Below are 22,323 nucleotides of genomic sequence, written 5' to 3' on the forward strand. Positions count from 1 at the left end.
CAGCGGCGGAGTGGACGGACGGCCGCCCACCCCGCCGGATGCTCCTTAGCCCAGCATCTTCCTTGCCATCTCACGCACTTCGGCGCCCATGTCGGGACGGTCGAGCGCGATGGCCAGCGTCGCTTCCACGAAGCCGACCTTCGAACCGCAGTCGAAACGGCGACCGGCAAAGGTGACGGCGTGGAACGGCTGCTGGCCGATCAGCTTGGCCATCGAATCGGTCAGCTGGATTTCCCCGCCCGCGCCCTTGCCCTGGGTTTCGAGCAGGCCCATGATTTCGGGCTGGAGGATGTAGCGGCCCGACACGATCTTGTTCGAGGGCGCTTCATCCACCTTGGGCTTTTCGACAAGGCCCTTCACTTCGGTCAGCGCGCCATTGGACTGGCCCGGCGCGATCACGCCGTAGCTGGACACTTCCTCACGCGGGACTTCCAGCACCGAGACGAGGTTGCCACCCACTTCGTTGTAGGCTTCCACCATCTGCTTCATGCAGCCCGGAGAGCCATACATCAGTTCGTCGGGCAGGAAGATGGCGAAAGGTTCGTCGCCGATCACTGCCCGCGCGCACCATACTGCGTGGCCCAGCCCCAGCGGCACCTGCTGGCGCACGGTGACGAGGTTGCCGGGCTGGATGCGGGTGGGTTCGAGCGGGTCGAGCGACTTGCCGCGACCGGTCATCGTCGCCTCAAGCTCGTAAGCGGTGTCGAAATGCTCGACGATGGCGGTCTTGCCGCGGCCGGTGACGAAGACGAACTCCTCGATCCCCGCTTCACGCGCTTCGTCGACGGCGTACTGGATCAGCGGGCGGTCGACGACCGGCAGCAGTTCCTTGGGAATGGCCTTGGTGGCCGGGAGGAAACGGGTGCCGAGACCGGCGACGGGAAAGACGGCCTTGCGGACCGGCTTGCGGAAAGGTTTGTCACTCATGGGTCTGGATAATGCCTCGCTCATGTTGCGGTTGCGTTTAAAGCGGTAAATCGAACGATGCGCAACAAGCCCATGGCGACTATGTCCAAGCGTTAATCCGCCACGAATTTGCGGTGCCTCCCGTTGAAGCGCCTGCGTTTGGCGCTAAAGAACTTCGCATGGACAAGATCATCATCGAAGGCGGCAAGCGCCTTTCCGGCACCATTCCCGTCTCGGGGGCCAAGAACGCCGCGCTGACGCTGCTGCCCTGCGCGCTACTCACCGAAGAGCCGCTGACTCTGCGCAACCTGCCGCGGCTGGCGGACATCGATGGTTTTCAGCACCTGATGAACCAGTTCGGTGTTTCCACCGCCATCGCCGGCAGCCGCCCGGAAGATTTCGGGCGCGTGATGACCCTGCAGGGAACCCGCATCACCAGTTCGGTCGCGCCTTACGATCTGGTGCGCAAGATGCGCGCCTCGATCCTGGTCCTCGGCCCGATGCTGGCCCGCATGGGCGAAGCGACCGTGTCGCTGCCCGGCGGCTGCGCCATCGGCAACCGACCGATCGACCTGCACCTCAAGGCGCTGGAAGCGCTGGGCGCGACGATCGAGATGGCGGCAGGCTACGTGAAGGCGATCGCGCCCGATGGCGGGCTGCCGGGCGGGCGCTATTCGTTCCCGGTCGTCTCTGTAGGCGCGACGGAGAACGCGCTGATGACCGCCGTGCTGTGCAAGGGCAAGTCCACCCTTCACAACGCCGCGCGTGAGCCCGAAATCGTCGACCTGTGCAACCTGCTCGTCGCGATGGGCGCGCAGATCGAGGGCATCGGCACCAGCGACCTCACCATCCACGGCGTCGATCGCCTCCACGGCGCGACCTACATGGTCATGCCCGACCGTATCGAGGCAGGCTCTTACGCCTGCGCCGCGGCCATCACCGGCGGCGAAGTGCTGCTCAAGGGCGCCCGGATCGAGGACATGGAAGCCACCGTGCAGGCGCTGCGCGACGCGGGCGTCCATGTCGAACCCAGGGCCGACGGCATCCACGTCGCCGCCGAGGGCAAGCTGCGCCCGGTTACGCTGTCGACCGCCCCCTATCCCGGTTTCGCGACCGACATGCAGGCACAGCTGATGGCGCTGCTGTGCATGGCCGAGGGCTCCAGCGTGCTGACCGAGACGATCTTCGAGAACCGCTACATGCACGTTCCCGAGCTGAACCGCATGGGCGCGCGGATCGAAACCAAGGGCCGCACCGCCATCGTCCACGGCGTTTCCGGGCTGACCGGAGCGGACGTGATGGCCACCGACCTGCGCGCTTCGATGAGCCTGGTCATCGCCGGCCTTGCCGCCCAGGGGCAGACGCAGGTCCATCGCCTCTACCACCTCGATCGCGGGTACGAGCGTCTCGAAGAGAAGCTGGCGCTCGTCGGCGCGCAGATCGAACGCGTCGGCGGCGACTGAGGTTACACTTCGGAAACAACTGAAGGCCCTGACGCGTTGCCCCTCCTGAATTGCCGAGAGGAGAACACGACATGGGCCTCATCAAGTTGGCGGCCGCCGGTGCGGTCGGTTATGCACTCTACAAGTACGCTACCGAGAAGAAGCAGGAGACGGAGTTCGCCGGGATCCGCGGGTCCGGCCCGGACCACATGACCAACCCGCCCAAGGGTTGGGACAAGACCGACGAAGCGATCGACGAAAGCTTCCCGGCCAGCGATCCGCCGTCCACGTACTGACCTGATCCATCTTTCAGCAAAAGGCGGGCGAAGCGAGAGCTTCCCCGCCTTTTCCGCAATCCGTCACAGCGGCGTTATCGTCACCAGCGGAATCTGCGGACGCGTGCTGGAACGAATTGTTCATCCAACCCGTTGAAACCTTTGTGGAGCGCCGGTCGGGCCGCATCCGGACGGGAAGATGACGATGGCGATCCACTTTGTCGCGGACCTCAATTTCAACGGCGACAGTGCCCTGCACGCCATTCCCTTCGGCCTTACCGACAGTTCCGAGATGACGCGCCGCATCTGCGAGATGTGGCGCGCCCGTGTCGCGGATGACGATACCGTGTGGATCCTCGGCAATGTCGGCAATGCGGTGCATCTGGGCTGCCTGCCGGGCGTGAAGCATCTGGTGCGCGGTCGGTCCGATCCCCAACCTTGGAACTGCCTTGCCACGGGCCGCTTCGCCAGCGTCAGCGACGTTTGCCGGGTGGAAACCGAACATGGCCCCTTCACCCTGCTCAGCGACCCTGCAAAGGCGCTGGAATGCGACGCCCGCGTGCTGCATGGTCTCGTTGCCGGGGTATGGGACAGGCCCGGCCACACTTGCGTCGCCGCCTCAGGCCTTGGATGGGGGCCGGTCAGTCTGGATGCCCTGATGCATCGCAACGTGCCCATGACGATGAGTCGCGCTGCCTAGGGCTGCGCTTTCAGCACCACAGTCGCAAGCCACACCCGGACCGCCCCTGCCAGACCCGGCGGGGTATCCGCCTCCAGCCGCTCCGCATCGATGCGGGCCACCAGCGCATTGACCGGCACGCCTTCACACGCTGCTGCGTGCTTCAGCAGATCCCAGAACACCGGTTCAAGGCTTATCGAGGTCTTGTGACCTGCGATCTCGACGGAACGCTTCACGGGCGGATGATAGGGCGTCGTCATAGGCAATGAATACCGCGCAACACGCTTTTGGAACAGCCTAGCCGGGTGCGAAGCCCATAGCCAGATACCTGCCTTTGATAGGTATTATGCCTAGCCATGTATTTTCTTTTGCATAGTACCTTGCGTTAAACAGTAGCTGGTTATATACACTGGTCATCCGCAGGAGATGATTCGATGTCCGAAATCGAGATCCAGTTAAAGAAAGGGGTGCTGGGGCTTTGCGTCCTTGCGCTGCTTTCGCGGGGAGACAGCTACGCCTACGAAATCGCCAGCCGCATGGCTGACGCGGTCGATATGGGCGAAGGCACGATCTACCCCTTGATGCGCCGCATGCAGTCCGAAGGTCTGGTGAAGACCTATCTTGAGGAATCGCCCTCCGGCCCGCCGCGCAAGTACTACAGCCTCACCGAAACGGGCCGCGCCCGTCTGGCGGAGCAGATCGCCGAATGGCGCGGCTTCACCGAGGCGGTGGACACCCTGATCGTTGGAGCAACCACGACAACCGAGCCGACTGCGCCCACGACGGAAGGCCCCGTTCAGGAAGGAGGACCCGACCATGAAGCGTAACGAGTTCATCAAGCGCCTGAAAGTGGGCCTCAAGGGCATGCCGCAGGACGCCATAGACGAGATCGTCGCCGACTATGAAGAGCACTTCGAAGCCGGCCTTGCCGAGGGCCGCAGTGAGGAAGAGGTCGCCGCAGCCCTCGGCAATCCCAGCCGCCTGGCCCGTGAACTGCGCTTCGAGACAGGCTTCCGCAACTGGAAGAGCGACCGTACCCCCGCCTCGGCGTGGAGCGCGATCCTGGCCTTCATGGGTCTTGCGACCATCGACATCCTGATCCTGCTGCCGATCGTGCTGCCGGTTCTGGGCGTTATGTTCGGCTTGTTCGTGGCGGTGCTGGCCGCGTTCGTGGGCGGTGGCTTCATGCTGATCGCGGGCCCTTTCACCGGGTTTCCGGGCGGGCCGCTCATTGCGATCCTGCTGGGCCTCGGCACGATGAGCGCCGCCGTCGGCATCGGCGCCCTGCTCACCATCGTGGGCATCGGGATCGTCAATGCGCTCATGTGGTTCGGACGCCTGCACTACCGCGTGCTGGAACCCGCCATCCATTCCCAAGACTGAAGCGAAAGCCAGGAGGACCAAGTGATGCTCAGGAAACTGCTCATCGTATTCGCCAGCGGCGTGATCCTGTCGATCGCCGCCTTCGCCCTCGCCCTCACTGTCGGCGGCGGCAACCTCAAGCATGAGTTCGAAACCAAGGGCTGGTCCTTTGGCGACGATGAAGACGGTGACCGGAACGGCCCCCGCAAGTCGCGCTCGTTCGCCATCCAGTCCGGCAGCCAGCTTGCCATGGAAGTCCCCGTGGATATGGAATTCACCCGTGGTGACAAGGCCGAGATGATCGTCGAAGGCCCTGCCGATGTCGTGGATCGCCTGGTTTGGGAAAACGGCCGCCTGTCGATCAACGGATCGGCACGCGTCCACCATGGCCTTAAGGTGCGGATCAGTGCACCCGAGATCGCGGGCCTTGATCTAGATGCCCCCGGCGACGTGGACATGCGCGGCCTGGATCAGGAAGCGCTTCGCATCAATGCCCGCGGCGCCATCGACCTCGACGCATCGGGCAAGGTCAACCGCATGTTCGTCACCTCCGACGGCGCGGGCAACATCGACCTTGGCAAGGTGCAGGGCCGCGACGCCACCGTGCGCATTAACGGTGTAGGCGATGTGACCATCGGTGCGACCGGGCTGGTCGATGTCGAGATCAACGGCGCGGGTAACGTAACCCTCGTCCGCAAGCCCGAGACGCTGCGTAGCCGCATGAACGGGATTGGCACGGTCGATCACGACTACTGAGCTGTTCCACGTGGAACAACCTGAAGCCCGCAGCGTCCTTCGACGTTGCGGGCTTTCTGCCGTCAGGCCGCTGCCCGTCTCAGCCTGTCGTTGATGGCGGCGCCCACGTCCTCATCGGGAATGGGGGCCACAGCAATACGCGGCTGCGGTGCCGCGGCTCCGGCATGCAGCAGCGCATAAAGACGCGCCGCAGCTTCCGGCAAATCCCCGGATGCGGAAAGCGTCGCATCCCCTCCCACCGAACCGAAGCCGATGTGAAATTCATCCTCGTCAGCCTGCGCCACATTCAGACGTACCGGCTTGCCTGGCGCGTAATGACTGGCCAACTGCCCCGGAGCCTCGATCTCATGCGACATTACAGGCACGCTTGGCTGACCCAGCACATCCGCGATGCGAGCCTTCGCGATCGGGCCCGGGCGCAGCAACTGCCAAGTGCCATCGCTGCGCAGCGCGATGATCGTGGATTCCAGCCCTGCCGCGCAGGCACCGCCGTCGATGACGGCATCCACGTTCGCGCCAAGAGATTGGACGACATGCCCCGCCTCGGTAGGGCTGACTGCACCGCTGCGATTTGCGGACGGCGCGGCTAGCGGAATACCTGCCTTCGCGATCACCGCCTGCATCACCGGGTGTGCCGGACAGCGCACAGCCAAGGTCGGCAATCCCGCCGTTACGGCTGCGGCGATCGGAGCGCCATTGCGCAACGGCAGCACCATCGTCAGGGCTCCGGGCCAGAACGTGTCCGCCAGCAAGGATGCGCGCACATCGAACACGGCGAGTTCCCGCGCGGCAGCGGGATCGGCCACATGAACGATCAGCGGATTGAAGCTGGGTCGTCCCTTGGCCCGATAGATCGCTGCCACGGACTCGTCGCGGTCTGCCCGTGCCGCCAGCCCGTAGACCGTCTCCGTCGGTATCGCCACAAGGCTTCCCTCCTGCAGAAGACGGGCGGCGGCAGCGATCCCGGCGGATCCTGCATCGAGTAGGGCGGGTTTGCTGGCGTGCTCCATGCCTCGTCGCTATAGCGCCACGCGAAGAAAGCCAAGGACATGCAAGCGATGACCCTTCCCGGTGACCAGACTGACGTTCTCCTTCGTATCGCCGAAGCGCTTGAACGCCTGTCACCGCCAAGCGTGCCGACCACCGACTGGCTGGGCCACCCTGCCTACGTCTGGACGGGAACCGCAGCGCGCCCTGTAGCCAGACTGGATGCCCCCGCCCTGCCCATGCTGCGCGGCATCGACAGCCAGAAGGAACGCGTGGTCACCAACGTCGAGCGTCTGGCAGCGGGCCACGCCGCGCATGACATGCTGCTGTGGGGCTCGCGCGGAATGGGCAAGTCTGCATTGATCCGCGCCGCCATTCGCGCCGCCGACGCTGCTCATCCCGGCGGCATCGCGCTGGTTCAGGTGGCGCAGGAAGCGCTTCACGGCGTCACCGACCTTTTCGCCGAACTGGGCAAAGCGGACCGCAGTTTCCTCGTCTTCATCGATGACCTTGGCTTCGAGGAGGGTGACGGCGCCGGACCCCGCATTCTGCGATCCTGGCTTGAAGGCGGCGTCGAAGCGCGGCCAGCCAACGTGCGCCTTGCAGTGACGTCGAACCGCCGCGCCATCGTCGGTCGTTCCATGAGCGAGCAGGACGATCCCATCAATACGCGTGACATCGTGGACGAGAAGCTGGCCTTGGCAGACCGCTTTGGGCTTTCGATCGGATTTCACAACTGCGATCAAGACGCCTACCTTGCCATCATCGGCGGCTATGCCACCGATCTGGGCTTGGCGTGGGAACAGTCGGATGCGCTGGAATGGTCGCGTCGTCGCGGTGCCCGTTCGGGCCGCGTCGCCTGGCAATACGTCAACGAACTTGCCGGGCGGGCTGGCAAGGCAATCTGACCTTCGGGCGTTGTTCCACGTGGAACAACGCCCGACTCATATCAGGGAAGCAGCTTGTCGTCTTCCTTGCGGAAGCCACCCAGCAGCTTTGCCGCCTCTTCCGGCGAGGTCGGATCCTTGATGTCCTCACGCGGCTTCAAATGATCAGTGACCACGGGCCTGACCGCTGTGGAAGGCTGAGCACCGGGTGAGATGACGCGCCAGATGATGCCCGCCGTATCGTCACTCACCAGCAGCGCGCCGCCCTTGTCCCACGCCACCCAAGTCGGCCGACCATGGGTATCGCCGTTGTCCTTGAGGAAGCCGGACAGCACCGGCTGCGGTTTCACGTCCTTCGGATTGCCGTTCGCATCGAAGGGCACGAAGACTACATCGTATCCCGCTGCCGGGCGCCGGTTCCAGGAACCGTGCCGGGCAATGAAGGCACCGTTCTCGAAGCCCTTGCCCATGCGATTGCCGCCGTTTGCAAAAGTCAGACCCAGCACCGACACATGTGCGCCCATCGCATATTCGGGCTTGCGGGTATATTCGATCATATAGGTCTGCATCGGCCATTGCACGCGGTCGTCGAAGGTGTTCTTCCAGTAGACCCACGGCCAGCCATACTGCGCCCCGACCGGCACGTTGGTGAGATAGTCCGGAACCAGATCGGGCCCCAGCATGTCACGCTCCTGCACGGTGGCCCACATCTCTCCGGTGGAGGGATTCCAGCCAAGTCCGTTAGGGTTGCGCATTCCTACGGCGAACTGGCGGCGGCGCGCAGTGGCTACGTCGATTTCCCAGATCATCGCGCGGCCTGCCTCGGCTTCCATGCCGTTGTCCGCGATATTGCTGGCAGATCCGACAGCGACGTAGAGGTGCTTGCCGTCCTCGCTCATCAGCAGGTTGCGCATCCAGTGGTTGCCGCCGCCGGGCAGGTCCATCATCGTGCGCAGCGGCTTGCCTTCCAGCTTCGTCTGGCCGGGGGTGAAGGCGAATTCCAGCACCTTGTCGTGATCGGCGATGTAGAGCTTGCCGTCGCGGTAAGCCATTCCGGATGGCGATGCCATGTCGGCGGTGCGCAGGGTCGTCTTTAGCTCTGCCTTCCCGTCTCCGTCGGCATCTCGCAGCAGCATGATACGGTCGGGCGACGCCTCTCCGGCGCCGACGCGGCTGAACATCAGGCCCATCACGAATCCAGTGATGCCACCTGGCTTGTTGCCCGCCGGGGCGTTCGTTTCCGCCACTAGAACATCGCCGTTGGGCAGCGTCAGCATCGTGCGCGGATGATCCAGCCCCTCGGCAAAGCGCGATACGGTCAGACCCGGCGCGGCCTTGGGAGCCTCTCCGGCAGCCCAGCCCACCGGCTTGGCCAGCTTGATGCTCGGGATTCGCTGCGGCGCGGGTTCGACCAGTTGAGGGTTCTTGCCCGTGGTCGCATCCGAGGGCAGGTCCGAGGTGTTGGCGTTCAGCCCCCAGTATACATACCCGGCGGCAGCCAGGACGATCACGGCAGAGGCGATGGCGGTCTTCTTGACGATCGGGTTCATGATACCGAGATAAGCCCACCCCGGCTGGCCGACAACAGCCAGTTGCGCTAAGGCACCCCCATGTACGACTTTTCCGCCGATGCCGCCCTCCCCAAGCCCGAACTTTACCGCGACCTCGCCGAAGCGGCCGAGGCGCTGATTCATGGAGAGCCTGACGGCGTTGCCAACATGGCAAATCTCGCCGCGCTGATCTGGCAGTTCCTGCCCGATCTGAACTGGTCGGGCTTCTATCGCAACGTCGATGGCGAACTGGTGCTCGGCCCCTTCATGGGCAAGCCAGCCTGCATCCGCATTCCTTTCGGCAAGGGCGTATGCGGTGCGGCGGCGGCCACCGGAGAGACTCAGGTCGTGCCCGATGTTCACGCATTCCCTGGGCACATCGCTTGTGATGCCGCAAGCCGGTCCGAACTGGTCGTGCCCGTCATCCGCGATGGAGCGGTGATCGCGGTGATCGATCTCGACAGCCCCACCCCGGAGCGGTTCGATGCCGAAGATGCTGCCGGGATCGAGCGCATCGCCCGCATCGCTGCCGCCGCAATCTGATGCGCTTCAAAACGGGACGATGACGTAAAACGGGCGCAAAACTCGTGGTGGTGCAAGGATCACGATGTTAAATTTTGCGTTAACTGACAGGGCTAATCTCGGCCCGGTCAGATACGCGAAAGGGTGCCTTCGATGCGTCTTCCTCTGCACGCCGCTCTGGTGACGCTGGCTGTTGCCGCATCGCCGGCACTTGCCCAAGAATATGGTCAGCATGATCGGAGTTATGAAGATCAAGCGTCGTCTTACCGGGCGCCCTACTCTGCTGGCTATTACAGCGATCGCGCCGGATACGATGCGCGCGAGGCCTGGCTGGCGGATTGCCGACATCGCCTGTCTGCGCGGGATTCTGGAACCGGAGGAGCGCTCATCGGAGGCGCTGTCGGCGGCCTTGCCGGGAACCGCATCGCTGGTCGTGGCAACCGCACCGTTGGCACCATCGCCGGCGCAGCCGCTGGAGCAGTGATCGACAAGGCCGAAGATACCGGCCGTAATCGCGACGAATGCGCGGCCTATTTCGACGATTATCAGGCCCGCTATCAAAACGGCGGGTATGCCCCACAGGCCTATTATCCCGGTTATGGCTATGGCTATCCTGCCCAAGGCTGGATGCCGCCTGCACAAACCGAGCCGAATTGCACCGAGACGGTCGAATACGTCTATGAAGACGTTCCCAGGCGCCCCACCCGCCGCCTAATCCCCCGCCGCAGCAAAGTGGTGCCCGACAAGCGTGTCCGCGTCAGGTAGCCGCTCGCCTGCAACCTTGCGGAGATGGATACGAAAAGACCCGGGGGATTGTCTGCCCCGGGTCTTTTCAGTTCTGGTCTGGTTGCTCTCGTTAAATGGCTCCGCCAGTCAGCCGCTGGCAGATGAGGTCCAGTTGATCGAGCGTGGCGTAACGGATGGTCACTGTCCCGGTCGAAGGATCGGCATCGGCGGAAATCTTGACCGGCAAGCCCAGGAATTCTTCCAGATGATTCTGGACGGCGGCAATATCCGCATCCTCGCCGCCGTTCCGTGCGGCGCGTGCCGAACGGCGCGGCGCTACGTCGCCACGCTGCTTCTTGCGCACCAGCTTCTCGACGTCGCGCACCGACATCTGCTTGCCGACGGCTGCTTCGGCGATGTCTTCCGCATCGTCGCAGCCTATCAGCGCGCGAGCATGGCCCATCGACAGCTGCCCCTTCTCGACCAGCGCGATCACGCCATCGGGCAGTGCCAGCAGGCGTTGGAAGTTGGCAACATGGCTGCGGCTCTTGTCGACCATGCGGGCGATCTCGGCCTGCGTCATGCCTTCAAGATCGGCCAGACGGTTGTACGCCCGCGCCTCTTCGATGGGGTTCAGATCCTCGCGCTGAAGGTTCTCGATCAGCGCCAGCGCCATGACTTCGCGGTCGGACAGTTCGCGGACCAGCGCCGGTATTTCGTGCAGCTGCGCCTTCTGCGCCGCGCGCCAGCGACGTTCACCGGCCACCAGCTGATAGCGCCCGTTATCGAGCGGGCGCACGATGATCGGCTGAATGACGCCGCGCTGCGCGATCGAGGCGGCGAGTTCCTCCAGGGCCGATTCCTCGAAGTAGCGGCGAGGCTGATGCGGATCGGGCTTGATGTCGGCGATCGACAGGACCGCCAGCCCGCCCCGCGAAGGCGCGACCGTACCGCCCTCGCCCGGCTGCGCTACCGGCTCTTCACGCCGGGTTTCGCCCAGCAACGCGCCAAGCCCCCGGCCCAGGCCCTTGGGCTTTTGTCCGGCGGCCTTGGCGGCGGGTACGCTGAAGCGTACGATGGAGTCGTCGTTCATGCCGCTTTCCTCTTTTCCGGCAGTCGAGTGATCAGCTCACGGGCAAGCGCCATATAGGCACGGCTGCCGGCGCAGGCATGATCGTAGATGAGCGCCGGAACCCCATGGCTCGGCGCTTCGGAGAGACGCACGTTGCGCGGAATGACTGTCTCGAACACCAGCTTGCCCAGTACCGAGCGCACATCTTCCGATACCTGCTCGGTCAGGCGATTGCGGCGATCGTACATGGTCAGGGCAATGCCGATGATACCCAGTTCCGGGTTGAAGCGCTGCTGCACCCGCTCCACCGTCTGGAGGAGTTGGCTAAGGCCCTCCAGTGCGAAGAACTCGCACTGCAAGGGCACGAGCAACGTATCCGCGGCGTTGAGCGCGTTCAGGGTCAACAGGCCCAGCGACGGCGGGCAGTCGATCAGGCAGACATCATAACCGAGGTCGGGCGTCAATGTCCGCTGCAGGCGGTGGGCACGATCATCGGCACTCACCAGTTCCACTTCCGCGCCGGAAAGATCGACGGTGGCGGGCAGCAGGTCCAGATTTGGAATGCGCGTGGGCATCACGCATTGGCCCACCGGCACCTTGTCCACCAGCACGTCGTAGGATGACGCCTCGCGCTCGCCTGCAGACACACCGATTCCGGTCGAAGCATTACCCTGCGGATCGAGGTCGATCAGCAGCGTCTTCCATCCGGTGGCCGCAAGCGCAGTTGCGACATTGATCGCCGTCGTGGTCTTTCCGACGCCGCCTTTCTGGTTGGCGATGGCAATGCGGATCACCTGGTCTTACCCTTCCCGTCGGCGAGAGTACCGACAATGATGCCTGCCTGCGGATCCGTTAAAGACTGTTCCACGTGGAACACATGCCGCCACTTGCGAAGGTCTTCCAATTCTTGACCGGCGGAACGCCCTTTGGGCAACAGGAACACTGTGTCACTTGTGGAAAATCGCGAGGATAACGTCAGCAATTTATCGAGAGGTGCAAAAGCGCGTGCAGAGATGACCGCCGCATGCTGCGTTTCTACCAGTTCAAGGCGCTGCCCTTCGACTGAAGCATTGTCCAGTCCCATGGCCAGCCGGGCTCGTTCCAGCCATTCGATGCGCCTCGCCCGCGACTCCACCATGATGACTTCGCACTCTGGTCTCAAGGCGGCAATCACGAGCCCGGGAAATCCAGCACCCGTGCCCAAGTCCATCCAAGGCGTGGATGTTTCACGTGGAACATGGGGCAGAAGCTGAGCGCTATCAACGATATGCCTCAGCCATACCTGCTCCAGACTTGCTGCCGACACCAGGTTCTGTCTCTGGTTTTCCTCTACCAGCATGGCCACCAACTGCTCCAAGCGTTCCATGGCCGCAGCGTCGCATTCAGGCAGAGCACGCAACCATGCGCGTGCCTCGGTCTCGGTGGTAATCACGCAGCCTCCCTGCGAGCATGAACAAGAAGAGCTGCCAAAGCTGCCGGGGTGATGCCGGGGATGCGCCCGGCGGCTGCCAGAGTGGCCGGACGCGCCTTGGTCAGGCGCTCAACCATTTCGCGCGACAGACCGGCGATGCGATCATACGGAAAGTCATCACCAAGCTGGAGCGACTCGCTGGCCCGCAGGTCGCGAAGTTCCCGCTCCTGACGTTCCAGATAAGGCGCGTAAGCCGCGTCCTCAGCCATCTCTTCAAGCAGATCGGCGTCGGCGCACAGAGACGTGTCCAGCCACGGCGACAAGGCAGCAATGTTCACGCCGCCGAAGCGCAACCATTCGCGCAAGGGCAGACGTCCCGCATCGGAGCGAACCGGCAGGCCGGCGGCGGCAAGTTCGGTTGCGGGCACCGGCTGATCGAACGCCTCAGCCAAAGCTGAACGTACCTCCTCCCGACGTTCGAACCACCGGCGCCGTCCAGCGCTGACGGCGCCTGCCTTGATCGCCAGCGGGGTCAGCCGGGTAGACGTGTTGTTGGCCCGCAACCGCAGTCGATACTCCGCCCGTGCCGTCAACATGCGATAGGGTTCGCTCACTCCATGAAGGGTAAGGTCGTCGACCATGACTGCCATGTAGCTGTTGGCACGATCAAGCGCGGGCGGCTCATGGCCGAGCACTGCGGCAGCGGCATGCAGACCGGCGACCAGCCCCTGCGCCGCGGCTTCTTCGTATCCGGTGGTACCGTTGATCTGCCCGGCGCAGTAAAGCCCCGGCATTGCCCTCAATTCCAAGCTAGTGCGCAGCGCGCGGGGGTCGATATGGTCGTACTCCACGGCGTAACCCGGTACGACCATCTCGACCACTTCCAGCCCCTCCATCGTGCGCAGCATGGCCAGCTGAACGTCGGCAGGAAGCGAAGTGCTGATGCCGTTGGGATAGACAAGATGCGTGCTTAGCCCTTCCGGTTCGAGAAACACCTGGTGCCCGTCGCGATCGGCAAAACGGTGGATCTTGTCTTCGATCGATGGGCAATATCGCGGTCCCTGCGCACCGATCGCGCCGGAGAATAGCGGCGAACGATGGAGGTTGGCGCGGATGACGTCATGGCTGTCGGCATTGGTGCGGGTTATGGCGCAGAATACCTGCGGCACTGTGCGGCGCTGCTCGATCGCGGACATCGTCCATGTTTCACCGTCTGACGGCTGATGCTCCAGACGGACCCAATCGATCGTGCGGCCATCGAGACGCGGGGGCGTACCCGTCTTGAGCCGAGCCATCGGCAGGTCCGCTGCCCGCATCTGCGCCGCCAGCCGTTGTGCCGAAGACTCTCCGATACGCCCGCCTACAAGGCGCTCTTCCCCCCGAAAGAGGGTGCCGCCCAGGAACGTGCCGGTGCACAGTATCGTCGCAGGCGCCGACAGGCGCGTACCATCGGCGAAGTCTATGCCGATGACTTTGCCACTCTCTATCACCAGACCCGCAGCTTCGCCGGCAATCAGGGTAAGATCGCCCTGCTCATTCAAGAAGCGGTGAATGGCGGCCTTGAACAGCGCACGGTCCGCCTGCACACGCGGCCCCTGCACTGCACTGCCTTTCGACCGATTGAGCATGCGGTAATGAATGGCCGCCGCATCCGCTGCCCGGGCGATGAGCCCATCGAAAGCATCGACCTCGCGAACGAGATGGCCTTTGCCAAGCCCACCGATCGCAGGATTGCAGCTCATCGCGCCCACGGCATCAAGGTCGAAACTGACGAGCGCCACGCGTGCGCCCATGCGTGCGGCGACAGCCGCGGCCTCGCAGCCGGCATGGCCGCCGCCGATTACGATCACATCGAAGGTGTGCATGGCAGCGCGTTTAGCGCGTCAGAGATTTCGCGTCAAAGCATCGACTGTGTTCCACGTGGAACAATCGTCACTTTCCAATGCAGAACCTGCCAAACAGCGCATCGAGCATGTCTTCAGTGGTCGCCCTGCCGACCAGCGCGTCGAATGCTACCCGTCCCCGGCGCAGGCACTCTGCGACCAGCAAGGGATCGCGTTCTTGCAGACCATCCTCAAGCGCCGACAAAGCATCGCTCAACAGGGCGTGCTGGCGCGCGTTCAATGCCGCATCGCCGGGCCGGGGCATCGCGTTGCGTGCCTTTTCGATCAGGTCCGCGCGCAAGGCGTCCAATCCCTCACCGCTGATTGCAGACAACCGATGACGTGCGGCAGGCTTGTCGGCATGCCCCAGTCGATCGATCTGGGCCGCGATCTCCCATGCACCTTCCGGCCCCTCTCCCATCGGTCCAAGCCAGAGGACAAGATCGGCATTATCGACAGCGGCCAAGGCCCGATCGATCCCGATGGCCTCGATCGCATCGTCCGTTTCATCGCGCAGCCCCGCCGTGTCTGCGAAGACGAAGGGAATGCCTTCCATCGCTATGGGACGGGTCAGGACGTCGCGCGTGGTTCCGGCAAGCGGCGCGGTTATCGCCGCTTCATCCTCAACCAGCGCATTGAACAACGTGCTCTTGCCCGCGTTCGGTGGCCCGGCCAGAACAACACGGAAGCCTTCGCGCAAGGCCTCTGCCCTGGGGCGAGCAAGCCAGCCGTGCAATTCCATGGCGAGGGCATCCAGCTTCTGGACGAAATCGCGCGGCAAGTCGGCAACATCGTCCTCGTCGCCAAAGTCCAGCACCGCTTCCACCATCGCCGATGCGGTCAACACTTGGCCGCGCCAGTCATCGACCTGCCGCGACAGCGATCCACCCGCCATTGCAATGGCGCTCCGCCGCTGCAGTTCGGTCTCTGCCGAGAGCAGGTCCGCCAGCCCTTCCGCTTCGGCAAAATCGATCCGCCCATTTGCGAATGCCCGTCGTGTGAACTCACCCGGCACAGCGCGACGCAGACCCGGCAGCTCAGCCAGCGCCGCCTCGACTGCGCCGATCACCGCCCGACCTCCATGAAGATGCAACTCGGCCAGATCTTCGCCCGTGGCCGTCGCAGGGCCCGGAAACCACAACACCAGCGCATGATCCAGGATTGTTTCACGTGAAACACCGATCGCCCTGTAGCTTGCCTTTCGCGGCACCGGCAATGATCCGGCCAAGGCGTGCAAGGCGTCTTTCGCCTGCGGTCCGCTCACCCGCATAACGGCGATGGCAGCAGGCGGAGCGCCGCTAGATAGCGCGAAAATAGTATCGTTCATGTGGACGCTCCCCTAGCAGGGAGGTGCCGTCAGGTCGATGACCGCGCGGTTACTCGCCATCCTTGCGGGGCTTGGTGCCGCTCATCGCCATGGCAACGCCGCTTTCAATAAACTGCTGGAACAGCTTGAGGCCCATCTGCCCCATCGGCGCGACCTGCTTGGTCAACTCGTTAAGCTGGTCGAAATTGGTGGTGCCCTGCATCGCATTGGTCAGCGCATCGACATAGGCTTCATTGACGCGGGTCACATCGGGCAGACCCAGAAAACGCCGGGCTTCCTCGGGCGAGCATTCGATCTCGACATTGACCTTCATCGCATGGCTCCAGCCCTGTTTATCGCATCATGACTGACACATGCGGTTGGCAAAGTCCATTACGAGTGCCTAACTCGCGGCCAACGACGAAGCAGGAGAACAGTCATGGCGACCAATACCGAAATCCCAACGCTCGATGGCGAGGGCCGGATCCCGGCTTACGTGGCGACCCCCGAGGGAACCGCGCGCGGCGCCATCATCGTGCAGCAGGAAATCTTCGGCGTAGAAGCGGGCATCCGCCGAAAGACGGATGAATGGGCCGCCAAGGGCTACCTTGCCGTCGCGCCGGACACCTTCTGGCGGCAGCAGCCGGGCATCGAACTCAGCCCTTATGTGGAAGCCGAGATGCAGGCGGCGCTTGACCACATGGGTAGGCATGACTTCGACCTGGGCATGCGTGACATCGAAGCGGTGATCCACTGGATCCGTCGCGAAAAGGGCATCGCCAAAGTCGGCTTCGTGGGCTTCTGCATGGGCGGCAAGATCGCCTACATGACCGCTACCCGGACCGACATCGACGCCTCCGTCGGTTACTACGGCGTGATGATCGATCAGATGCTGGGCGAGAAGCACGCTATCGCCCGACCGCTCATGCTGCATATACCGACAGCGGATCACTTCGTCGCCCCCGAAGCGCAGAAGGCCATGCACGATGGTCTGGACGATCATCCCAAGGTCACCCTCCACGACTACGAAGGGCTGGACCACGGCTTTGCCGCAGAGATCGGCTCGCGCCGTGACGAGGCCGGTGCCGGACTGGCGGACGCCCGGACGGAAGCCTTTTTCGCCACACACATCGGTTGAGGCGCAGGGCATGAGCAACGCCTATCGCATGGTCGCCCGCGCACACGGCGGGCCTGACGTGATCGAACGGGAAGATTTCGCCGTTCCCGCCCCCGGTCACGGGGAGATCGTGATCGAGACGGAGGCGGTGGGCCTCAACTTCATCGATACGTATTATCGCAAGGGCCTCTATCCCGATGCCCTGCCGATCAGCCTCGGTTCCGAAAGCGTAGGCCGCATCATTGCGGTGGGCGACGGCGTGACTGGCTTCGCCATCGGGCAGCGCGTCGGCACGACGCAGAACGGCGGTGCCTATGCCACCCATCGGGCGATCGCCGCCGTCAAGGCAATGCACATCCCCGAAGGCATCGCGCCAGAGATCGCCGCCGCAGTCATGCTCAAGGGCCTGACCGCCTGCTATCTTGCCGAAGACACCTTCCCCGCCAGGGCCGGCGACATTGCCCTGGTCCATTCGGCAGCAGGCGGCGTGGGCTCGCTGCTGGTGCCCTGGTTGCTGGACAAGGGCGTTATCGTAATCGCCCACTCCGGATCACCGGAAAAGGCCGCGCAGGTGTCGGCGGAGCACTCGCTGTCGTGCAGCTTTGCAGACCTGCCAGAAGCCGTGAAGGCGATCACCGACGGGGCGATGTGCCATGTCGTGTATGATGGCGTGGGCGCCGCCAGTTGGGATGCTTCACTCGCCAGCCTGCGCAGGCGGGGGCTAATGGTCAGTTACGGCAATGCCTCTGGCCCGGTCCCGCCGATCGGCATGCTGGATTTGATGCGCGGCGGTTCGCTCTATGCCACCCGGCCGACGCTGGCGGACTATGTCGCAACGCCGGAACTGCTGGCGGCCAGTGCGCAGAAGCTGTTCGGCCGGATCGCGTCCGGCGTGCTGACGCCGAGGATCGGGCAGACTTTCGCGCTGGCCGATGCCGCCGAGGCCCACCGGGCGCTGGAGAGCAGGGCGACTACGGGGTCTACCGTTTTGATTCCTTGAGAGACAAACGGAATAAACAACCTGGGGCCATCGCCCCAGACCCCCGTATTGTCGTCGTTGTGCGTGCAGCGGGGCCACCGGGACGGACAGCCCGGTGCCTTTTCAAAGAGCGAACCCCAGCTTCGGCGAACCGAAGCTGGGGCTGAATCACCAGAGGCCCGAGAGCGCCCCTTACTGGTTCATAGTCGAGAAGAAGTCCTCGTTGGTCTTCGAGTCCTTCATCTTGTCCAGCAGGAACTCCATCGCGTCGACGGTGCCCATCTGCATGAGGATGCGGCGCAGCACCCACATCTTGGTGAGCTGGTCCTTGGGCACCAGCAGTTCTTCCTTGCGGGTGCCGGACTTGCCGACGTCGAGCGCCGGGAAGATGCGCTTGTCGGCCACCTTGCGGTCGAGGACGATTTCCGAGTTACCGGTGCCCTTGAACTCTTCGAAGATGACCTCGTCCATGCGGCTGCCGGTGTCGATCAGGGCCGTCGCAATGATGGAGAGCGAGCCGCCTTCCTCGATGTTGCGCGCGGCGCCGAAGAAGCGCTTGGGGCGCTGCAGGGCGTTGGCGTCGACACCGCCGGTCAGCACCTTGCCCGAGCTGGGCACCACGGTGTTGTAGGCGCGGCCAAGGCGGGTGATCGAGTCCAGCAGGATGACCACGTCGCGCTTGTGCTCGACCAGGCGCTTGGCCTTTTCGATCACCATTTCGGCGACCTGAACGTGGCGCTGCGCGGGTTCGTCGAAGGTGGAGGAGATGACCTCGCCCTTCACGCTGCGCTGCATGTCGGTGACTTCCTCGGGGCGCTCGTCGACGAGCAGGACGAGGAGGAACACTTCCGGGTGGTTGTCGGTGATGGCCTTGGCCATGTTCTGCAGCAGCACGGTCTTACCCGTACGCGGCGGCGCGACGATCAGCGCACGCTGGCCCTTGCCCTGCGGCGAGATCAGGTCGATCACGCGGGCCGACTTGTCCTTGACCGTGGGGTCGAGGCTGTCGAGCTTGAGGCGGCTGTCGGGATAGAGCGGCGTCAGGTTGTCGAAGTTGACGCGGTGACGCACGGCGTCCGGGTCATCGAAATTGACGCTCTGCAGCTTGGTGATGGCGAAGTAGCGCTCGCCTTCCTTGGGGGCGCGGATTTCGCCTTCGACCGTATCGCCGGTGCGCAGGCCCCATTTGCGGACCTGGTTGGGCGAGACGTAGATGTCGTCGGGACCGGCCAGATAATTCGCTTCGGCGTTGCGCAGGAAGCCGAAACCGTCGGTCAGCACTTCGATGGTGCCCTGCCCGATGATTTCCTCACCGTCTTCGGCCACTTCCTTGAGGATGGCGAAGATCAGATCCTGGCGGCGCAGCGTGGACGCGCTTTCGACGCCCAGTTCCTCTGCCATCTCGACCAGCTCGGCCGACGACTTCTTCTTGAGTTCCTTGAGATGCATTTCTTTGAATTCCAGATGGATTTGTAGTGTCGGCCGGCGGGATCATCGGGCTTGGGGAAAGCGGATCCAGGCAGGAGACAAAGGCTCTCGCCCTGTTGCCGGAACGCTGCTCAGATAAGCGTTCGCAGGGGCCCGGTCAACGAGTCAATCCGCGAACCGGCGTCGAGACGGGGCGAACGGAGACGCCTGACTGGATCCGGCAGGATGCTTGTTGATGAAACACATGCGCGCGGGGCGTTTCGCTTATGAACAAGGAAACGCCTGCTGCGGACGGTGAGAAAGAGACGGTTCGACTCTAGCAGGCCCGCGCGATGTAGGAAAATGCCGCGATCAGAACGGCTTCACGACCACCAGCACCACGATCACCACGGCGGCCAGCCCCGGCACTTCGTTGAGCAGGCGCAGCTTCTTCCCCGTCAGCGGACGTTCTCCGCGCGCCAGCTTCTTGGCATAGCCGACAAGCCAGCCGTGATAGCCCGAGAGCGCCAGCACGAACAGCAGCTTGGCATGGAGCCAGCCTTCGCTGAACGCCCCAATCGCCAGCGCCGTGAGCACGCCCAGAACCCACGTCAGGATCATCGACGGTGTCAGGATGATGGAGCGCAGCTTCGCCTCGCGATCGACCCAGCGGGCCTCTTCCGGCGATCCTGCGTCCGATTCCTGATGATAGACGAAGTAGCGCGGCAGCATGAACAGCCCCGCCATCCAGAAGATCACGAAGATGATGTGCCCGGCCTTCAGCCAGGGGTAGAGACTCTGCAGGATCGTCATCGCTTCCCTCTAGCGGGTCATGGGCGCAGGCTCAACGCTCCCACGCGCGGATGGTGCCGAGCAACTGCTCGACATGCGCGATAGGCGTGTGCTGGCCGATCCCATGGCCGAGGTTGAAGACGTGCGGTCGATCGGCAAAGGCGTCCAGCACCGCGCGCGCCTGACGGTCCAGCTCCTCGCCGCCAGCCAGCAGCAGCAGCGGATCGAGGTTGCCCTGCACCGGCATCCCTGCGGGCAGTTCGCGCGCGGCCCAGATCGGGTCGATGGTTTCGTCGATGCCGACGGCGTCCACCCCCGTCTCGCGGGCATAGGAGGGCAGCTTTTCGCCCGAACCCTTGGGAAAGCCGATGATCGGCGTTTCGGGATGGCGCGCCTTCACCGCCTGCACGATGGCCGCATTGGGCGCGATGACCCAGCGTTCGAACTGCGCCGGTGACAGGCTGCCCGCCCATGAATCGAACAGCTGCACGGCCTCTGCGCCTGCCGCGATCTGGCCGCTCAGGTATTCCACGGTCACCTGAGTCACCGCATCGATGATCGCCCCGAAGGCCTGCGGATCGCGATAGGCCATGGCGCGGGTGTCGTGCTGATCGCGGCTGCCCTCGCCCGCGACCATGTACGTGGCGACAGTCCACGGAGAGCCCGCGAAACCGAGCATCGTCTTGTCCACAGCCAGTGCCGAACGCACTTTGCGGACCGTTTCGTAGATCGGGGACAGCCGTTCGGGCACCTGAGACAGCCCTTCCAGCGCATTGTCGACAAGCCGCGGAGACAGCTTGGGCCCCTCTCCGGCCAAGAACTGCAGGTCCTGCCCCATCGCGTAAGGCACGATCAGGATGTCGGAAAACAGGATCGCGCCATCGAAACCGAAGCGGCGGATGGGCTGCAGCGTGATCTCGGCGGCGGCGTCGGTATCGTAGACCAGCGCCAGGAATCCGCCCTTTTCGGCGCGCAGGGCCCGGTATTCGGGCAGGTAGCGCCCGGCCTGTCGCATCAGCCAGATCGGGCGGCGGCTGGCATCGTTTCCGCGCAGGGTGTCGAGGAGAATTCCGGGCATCGCGTCACGTCCCAACAAAAAAATAGAAATTTTATAGAAGGATGATGGAGTCTGTTGGCCCTGTGGATATCGGGGATTGGCCGGCCTTGCCCGATTTGTACCCCGATGAACAGGCAGAAGAGTCATTTGCGACTCTTGGGGCCAGTTGAGTCAACGAAAGGTTGTTCGCCTTGTCCACAGGGTGTGGGAAGAGTCCGCCGATCCGTGCAGAAACTGACTCGGTGAATCCCCATAGCGGGCAGGAATCACCCATCCCGAGTTGTCACCGGATCGCTCCCATGGTTTATGCCGCCACATATCCACACCCTGCCCCACCTGAAAGGCGCTGAGCCGGCATGGCCCGTTTCCACTTGCACCTGCTGTCGGATTCCACCGGCGAGACGCTCGAGATGATCGCCAAGGCGGCGCTTGCGCAGTTCGATGACGATGGCGACGTGTTGCGCCATTTCTGGCCGATGGTCCGATCGCAGCAGCACCTCGATCGCATCATGGGAGAGATCGCGTCGAACCCCGGCCTCGTATTCTTCACCCTGGTGAACGAAGAGACGCGGGGCCGGCTTGAGGAAAAGTGCCAGCAGCTGGGCCTTCCCGCGATCGCCGTGCTCGACGGCGTGACCGATGCGCTGGAGGCACTGCTGGGGCAGGAAGCCAAGGGGCGTCCGGGCCGCCAGCATCGGCTCGACGATGCCTATTTCGCGCGCGTCGATGCGATCCAGTTCACCATTGCGCATGACGACGGCGTCCTGTGGGAAGAATGGGAAGAGGCCGATATCGTGCTGGCAGGCGTGTCGCGCACCAGCAAGACGCCGACCTCGATCTATTTGGCCAACCGCGGGTACAAGGTTGCGAATATCCCGATCGTTGTGGAAAGCCCGCCGCCGCCGATGCTGTTCGGCCTGCGCCATCCGCTGGTCGTGGGCCTGACCACGGCGCCCGACCGGCTGATCCAGATCCGCCGCAACCGTCTGCTGTCGCTCAGCCAGTCGCCCGACACCGACTATGTCGCGACCGAGGCGGTGGAGAGCGAGCTGAAATATGCGCGCCGCATGTTCGCCGACAATTCCTGGCCGGTGATCGACGTCACCCGCCGCTCCATCGAGGAGACGGCAGCGGCGGTCATCAACCTGTTCAACGAGCGCAAGGCCGCCGGGCAAACCGGTCAGGTCGGCCCGAAACCCATCTGAGA

At 63.8% G+C, this 22,323-nt stretch carries 26 protein-coding genes; 13 read left to right on the plus strand and 13 right to left on the minus strand.

Annotated elements, in window-relative coordinates:
* Window positions 1–45: 45 nt before the first annotated feature.
* Complete coding sequence (galU, locus tag GGR40_RS08860) at window positions 46–927, minus strand: UTP--glucose-1-phosphate uridylyltransferase GalU (RefSeq protein ID WP_429275857.1); 882 nt, start codon at window positions 925–927, stop codon at window positions 46–48.
* Between the two features lie 158 nt (window positions 928–1,085).
* Between galU and murA the strand changes: the two genes are divergently transcribed.
* The 3 genes from murA to GGR40_RS08875 all read left to right on the plus strand — a co-directional run bounded on the left by murA (window position 1,086) and on the right by GGR40_RS08875 (window position 3,323).
* Window positions 1,086–2,369 carry a UDP-N-acetylglucosamine 1-carboxyvinyltransferase gene (murA, locus tag GGR40_RS08865; protein ID WP_429275858.1) on the plus strand — a complete coding sequence of 428 codons (1,284 nt, stop codon included), beginning with the start codon at window positions 1,086–1,088 and terminating at the stop codon, window positions 2,367–2,369.
* A gap of 71 nt (window positions 2,370–2,440) precedes the next feature.
* Window positions 2,441–2,644 (plus strand): hypothetical protein, encoded by a 204-nt coding sequence (locus tag GGR40_RS08870; protein WP_429275859.1) that lies wholly within the window; start codon window positions 2,441–2,443, stop codon window positions 2,642–2,644.
* A gap of 184 nt (window positions 2,645–2,828) precedes the next feature.
* Window positions 2,829–3,323, plus strand: coding sequence for a phosphoesterase (locus tag GGR40_RS08875; protein WP_429275860.1), 495 nt, complete (start codon window positions 2,829–2,831; stop codon window positions 3,321–3,323).
* Here the strand turns inward: GGR40_RS08875 and GGR40_RS08880 are convergent.
* On the minus strand, window positions 3,320–3,562 hold the full coding sequence (locus tag GGR40_RS08880; RefSeq protein ID WP_429275861.1) for a ribbon-helix-helix domain-containing protein: 243 nt from the start codon (window positions 3,560–3,562) through the stop codon (window positions 3,320–3,322). The two genes, GGR40_RS08875 and GGR40_RS08880, sit on opposite strands and share 4 nt — an antisense overlap.
* Window positions 3,563–3,736: 174 nt before the next feature.
* On the opposite strand from GGR40_RS08880, the gene GGR40_RS08885 reads away from it, so the two are divergent.
* The 3 genes from GGR40_RS08885 to GGR40_RS08895 are packed head-to-tail and all read left to right on the plus strand — an operon-like array spanning window position 3,737 to window position 5,420.
* A complete protein-coding gene (locus tag GGR40_RS08885) occupies window positions 3,737–4,129 on the plus strand; it encodes a PadR family transcriptional regulator (RefSeq protein WP_429275862.1) in 393 nt (130 codons plus the stop codon).
* A complete protein-coding gene (locus GGR40_RS08890) occupies window positions 4,119–4,685 on the plus strand; it encodes a DUF1700 domain-containing protein (RefSeq protein ID WP_429275863.1) in 567 nt (188 codons plus the stop codon). The genes GGR40_RS08885 and GGR40_RS08890 overlap by 11 nt, the downstream gene beginning before the upstream one ends.
* Before the next feature lie 24 nt (window positions 4,686–4,709).
* Window positions 4,710–5,420 carry a GIN domain-containing protein gene (locus tag GGR40_RS08895; RefSeq protein WP_429275983.1) on the plus strand — a complete coding sequence of 237 codons (711 nt, stop codon included), beginning with the start codon at window positions 4,710–4,712 and terminating at the stop codon, window positions 5,418–5,420.
* 62 nt (window positions 5,421–5,482) lie between these two features.
* Here GGR40_RS08895 and GGR40_RS08900 read toward each other — a convergent pair whose 3' ends face one another.
* A complete protein-coding gene (locus GGR40_RS08900) occupies window positions 5,483–6,430 on the minus strand; it encodes an L-threonylcarbamoyladenylate synthase (RefSeq protein ID WP_429275864.1) in 948 nt (315 codons plus the stop codon).
* A 48-nt stretch (window positions 6,431–6,478) separates the two neighbouring features.
* Between GGR40_RS08900 and GGR40_RS08905 the strand changes: the two genes are divergently transcribed.
* Entirely contained in the window at window positions 6,479–7,315 is an 837-nt protein-coding gene (locus GGR40_RS08905; protein WP_429275865.1) for a DUF815 domain-containing protein, read from the plus strand.
* A 41-nt stretch (window positions 7,316–7,356) separates the two neighbouring features.
* Here the strand turns inward: GGR40_RS08905 and GGR40_RS08910 are convergent, their stop codons facing one another.
* The gene (locus GGR40_RS08910) at window positions 7,357–8,844 is read right to left on the minus strand and encodes a PQQ-dependent sugar dehydrogenase (protein ID WP_429275866.1); all 1,488 of its coding nucleotides are present in this window, start codon (window positions 8,842–8,844) and stop codon (window positions 7,357–7,359) included.
* A gap of 60 nt (window positions 8,845–8,904) precedes the next feature.
* On the opposite strand from GGR40_RS08910, the gene GGR40_RS08915 reads away from it, so the two are divergent.
* The 3 genes from GGR40_RS08915 to GGR40_RS08925 all read left to right on the plus strand — a co-directional run bounded on the left by GGR40_RS08915 (window position 8,905) and on the right by GGR40_RS08925 (window position 10,131).
* Entirely contained in the window at window positions 8,905–9,387 is a 483-nt protein-coding gene (locus GGR40_RS08915; protein ID WP_429275867.1) for a GAF domain-containing protein, read from the plus strand.
* A gap of 202 nt (window positions 9,388–9,589) precedes the next feature.
* A complete protein-coding gene (locus GGR40_RS08920) occupies window positions 9,590–9,850 on the plus strand; it encodes a hypothetical protein (protein WP_429275990.1) in 261 nt (86 codons plus the stop codon).
* On the plus strand, window positions 9,790–10,131 hold the full coding sequence (locus GGR40_RS08925) for a hypothetical protein (protein WP_429275984.1): 342 nt from the start codon (window positions 9,790–9,792) through the stop codon (window positions 10,129–10,131). Before GGR40_RS08920 ends, GGR40_RS08925 begins: the two co-directional genes overlap by 61 nt.
* A 91-nt stretch (window positions 10,132–10,222) precedes the next feature.
* On the opposite strand, the gene GGR40_RS08930 is transcribed toward GGR40_RS08925, so the two are convergent.
* From GGR40_RS08930 to GGR40_RS08955, 6 genes are all read right to left on the minus strand, one after another.
* Window positions 10,223–11,185, minus strand: coding sequence for a ParB/RepB/Spo0J family partition protein (locus tag GGR40_RS08930; RefSeq protein WP_429275868.1), 963 nt, complete (start codon window positions 11,183–11,185; stop codon window positions 10,223–10,225).
* Window positions 11,182–11,958: a ParA family protein gene (locus GGR40_RS08935; protein WP_429275869.1), complete on the minus strand. Its 777-nt coding sequence runs from the start codon at window positions 11,956–11,958 to the stop codon at window positions 11,182–11,184. The genes GGR40_RS08930 and GGR40_RS08935 overlap by 4 nt, the downstream gene beginning before the upstream one ends.
* Window positions 11,955–12,596: a 16S rRNA (guanine(527)-N(7))-methyltransferase RsmG gene (gene rsmG, locus GGR40_RS08940; RefSeq protein WP_429275870.1), complete on the minus strand. Its 642-nt coding sequence runs from the start codon at window positions 12,594–12,596 to the stop codon at window positions 11,955–11,957. Before rsmG ends, GGR40_RS08935 begins: the two co-directional genes overlap by 4 nt.
* Window positions 12,593–14,440 (minus strand): tRNA uridine-5-carboxymethylaminomethyl(34) synthesis enzyme MnmG, encoded by a 1,848-nt coding sequence (gene mnmG, locus GGR40_RS08945; RefSeq protein ID WP_429275871.1) that lies wholly within the window; start codon window positions 14,438–14,440, stop codon window positions 12,593–12,595. Before mnmG ends, rsmG begins: the two co-directional genes overlap by 4 nt.
* A 67-nt stretch (window positions 14,441–14,507) precedes the next feature.
* Window positions 14,508–15,785: a tRNA uridine-5-carboxymethylaminomethyl(34) synthesis GTPase MnmE gene (mnmE, locus tag GGR40_RS08950; RefSeq protein ID WP_429275872.1), complete on the minus strand. Its 1,278-nt coding sequence runs from the start codon at window positions 15,783–15,785 to the stop codon at window positions 14,508–14,510.
* A gap of 49 nt (window positions 15,786–15,834) precedes the next feature.
* Window positions 15,835–16,098 carry a DUF6489 family protein gene (locus GGR40_RS08955; RefSeq protein WP_429275873.1) on the minus strand — a complete coding sequence of 88 codons (264 nt, stop codon included), beginning with the start codon at window positions 16,096–16,098 and terminating at the stop codon, window positions 15,835–15,837.
* Window positions 16,099–16,203: 105 nt separating this feature from the next.
* On the opposite strand from GGR40_RS08955, the gene GGR40_RS08960 reads away from it, so the two are divergent.
* Both GGR40_RS08960 and GGR40_RS08965 read left to right on the plus strand, forming a co-directional pair.
* Entirely contained in the window at window positions 16,204–16,902 is a 699-nt protein-coding gene (locus tag GGR40_RS08960) for a dienelactone hydrolase family protein (RefSeq protein WP_429275874.1), read from the plus strand.
* 10 nt (window positions 16,903–16,912) lie between these two features.
* Entirely contained in the window at window positions 16,913–17,881 is a 969-nt protein-coding gene (locus tag GGR40_RS08965; protein ID WP_429275875.1) for a quinone oxidoreductase family protein, read from the plus strand.
* A 171-nt stretch (window positions 17,882–18,052) separates the two neighbouring features.
* On the opposite strand, the gene rho is transcribed toward GGR40_RS08965, so the two are convergent.
* From rho to hemE, 3 genes are all read right to left on the minus strand, one after another.
* Window positions 18,053–19,309, minus strand: coding sequence for a transcription termination factor Rho (gene rho / locus GGR40_RS08970; RefSeq protein WP_429275876.1), 1,257 nt, complete (start codon window positions 19,307–19,309; stop codon window positions 18,053–18,055).
* 330 nt (window positions 19,310–19,639) lie between these two features.
* A complete protein-coding gene (locus GGR40_RS08975) occupies window positions 19,640–20,080 on the minus strand; it encodes a CopD family protein (protein WP_429275877.1) in 441 nt (146 codons plus the stop codon).
* Window positions 20,081–20,111: 31 nt separating this feature from the next.
* Window positions 20,112–21,137: a uroporphyrinogen decarboxylase gene (hemE, locus tag GGR40_RS08980; protein WP_429275878.1), complete on the minus strand. Its 1,026-nt coding sequence runs from the start codon at window positions 21,135–21,137 to the stop codon at window positions 20,112–20,114.
* Between the two features lie 335 nt (window positions 21,138–21,472).
* On the opposite strand from hemE, the gene GGR40_RS08985 reads away from it, so the two are divergent.
* Window positions 21,473–22,321 (plus strand): pyruvate, water dikinase regulatory protein, encoded by an 849-nt coding sequence (locus GGR40_RS08985; protein ID WP_429275879.1) that lies wholly within the window; start codon window positions 21,473–21,475, stop codon window positions 22,319–22,321.
* The last annotated feature ends 2 nt before the right edge of the window (window positions 22,322–22,323 follow it).

It is taken from the genome of Novosphingobium gossypii, assembly GCF_050433305.1.
In the GTDB taxonomy this organism is placed as follows: domain Bacteria; phylum Pseudomonadota; class Alphaproteobacteria; order Sphingomonadales; family Sphingomonadaceae; genus Novosphingobium; species Novosphingobium gossypii.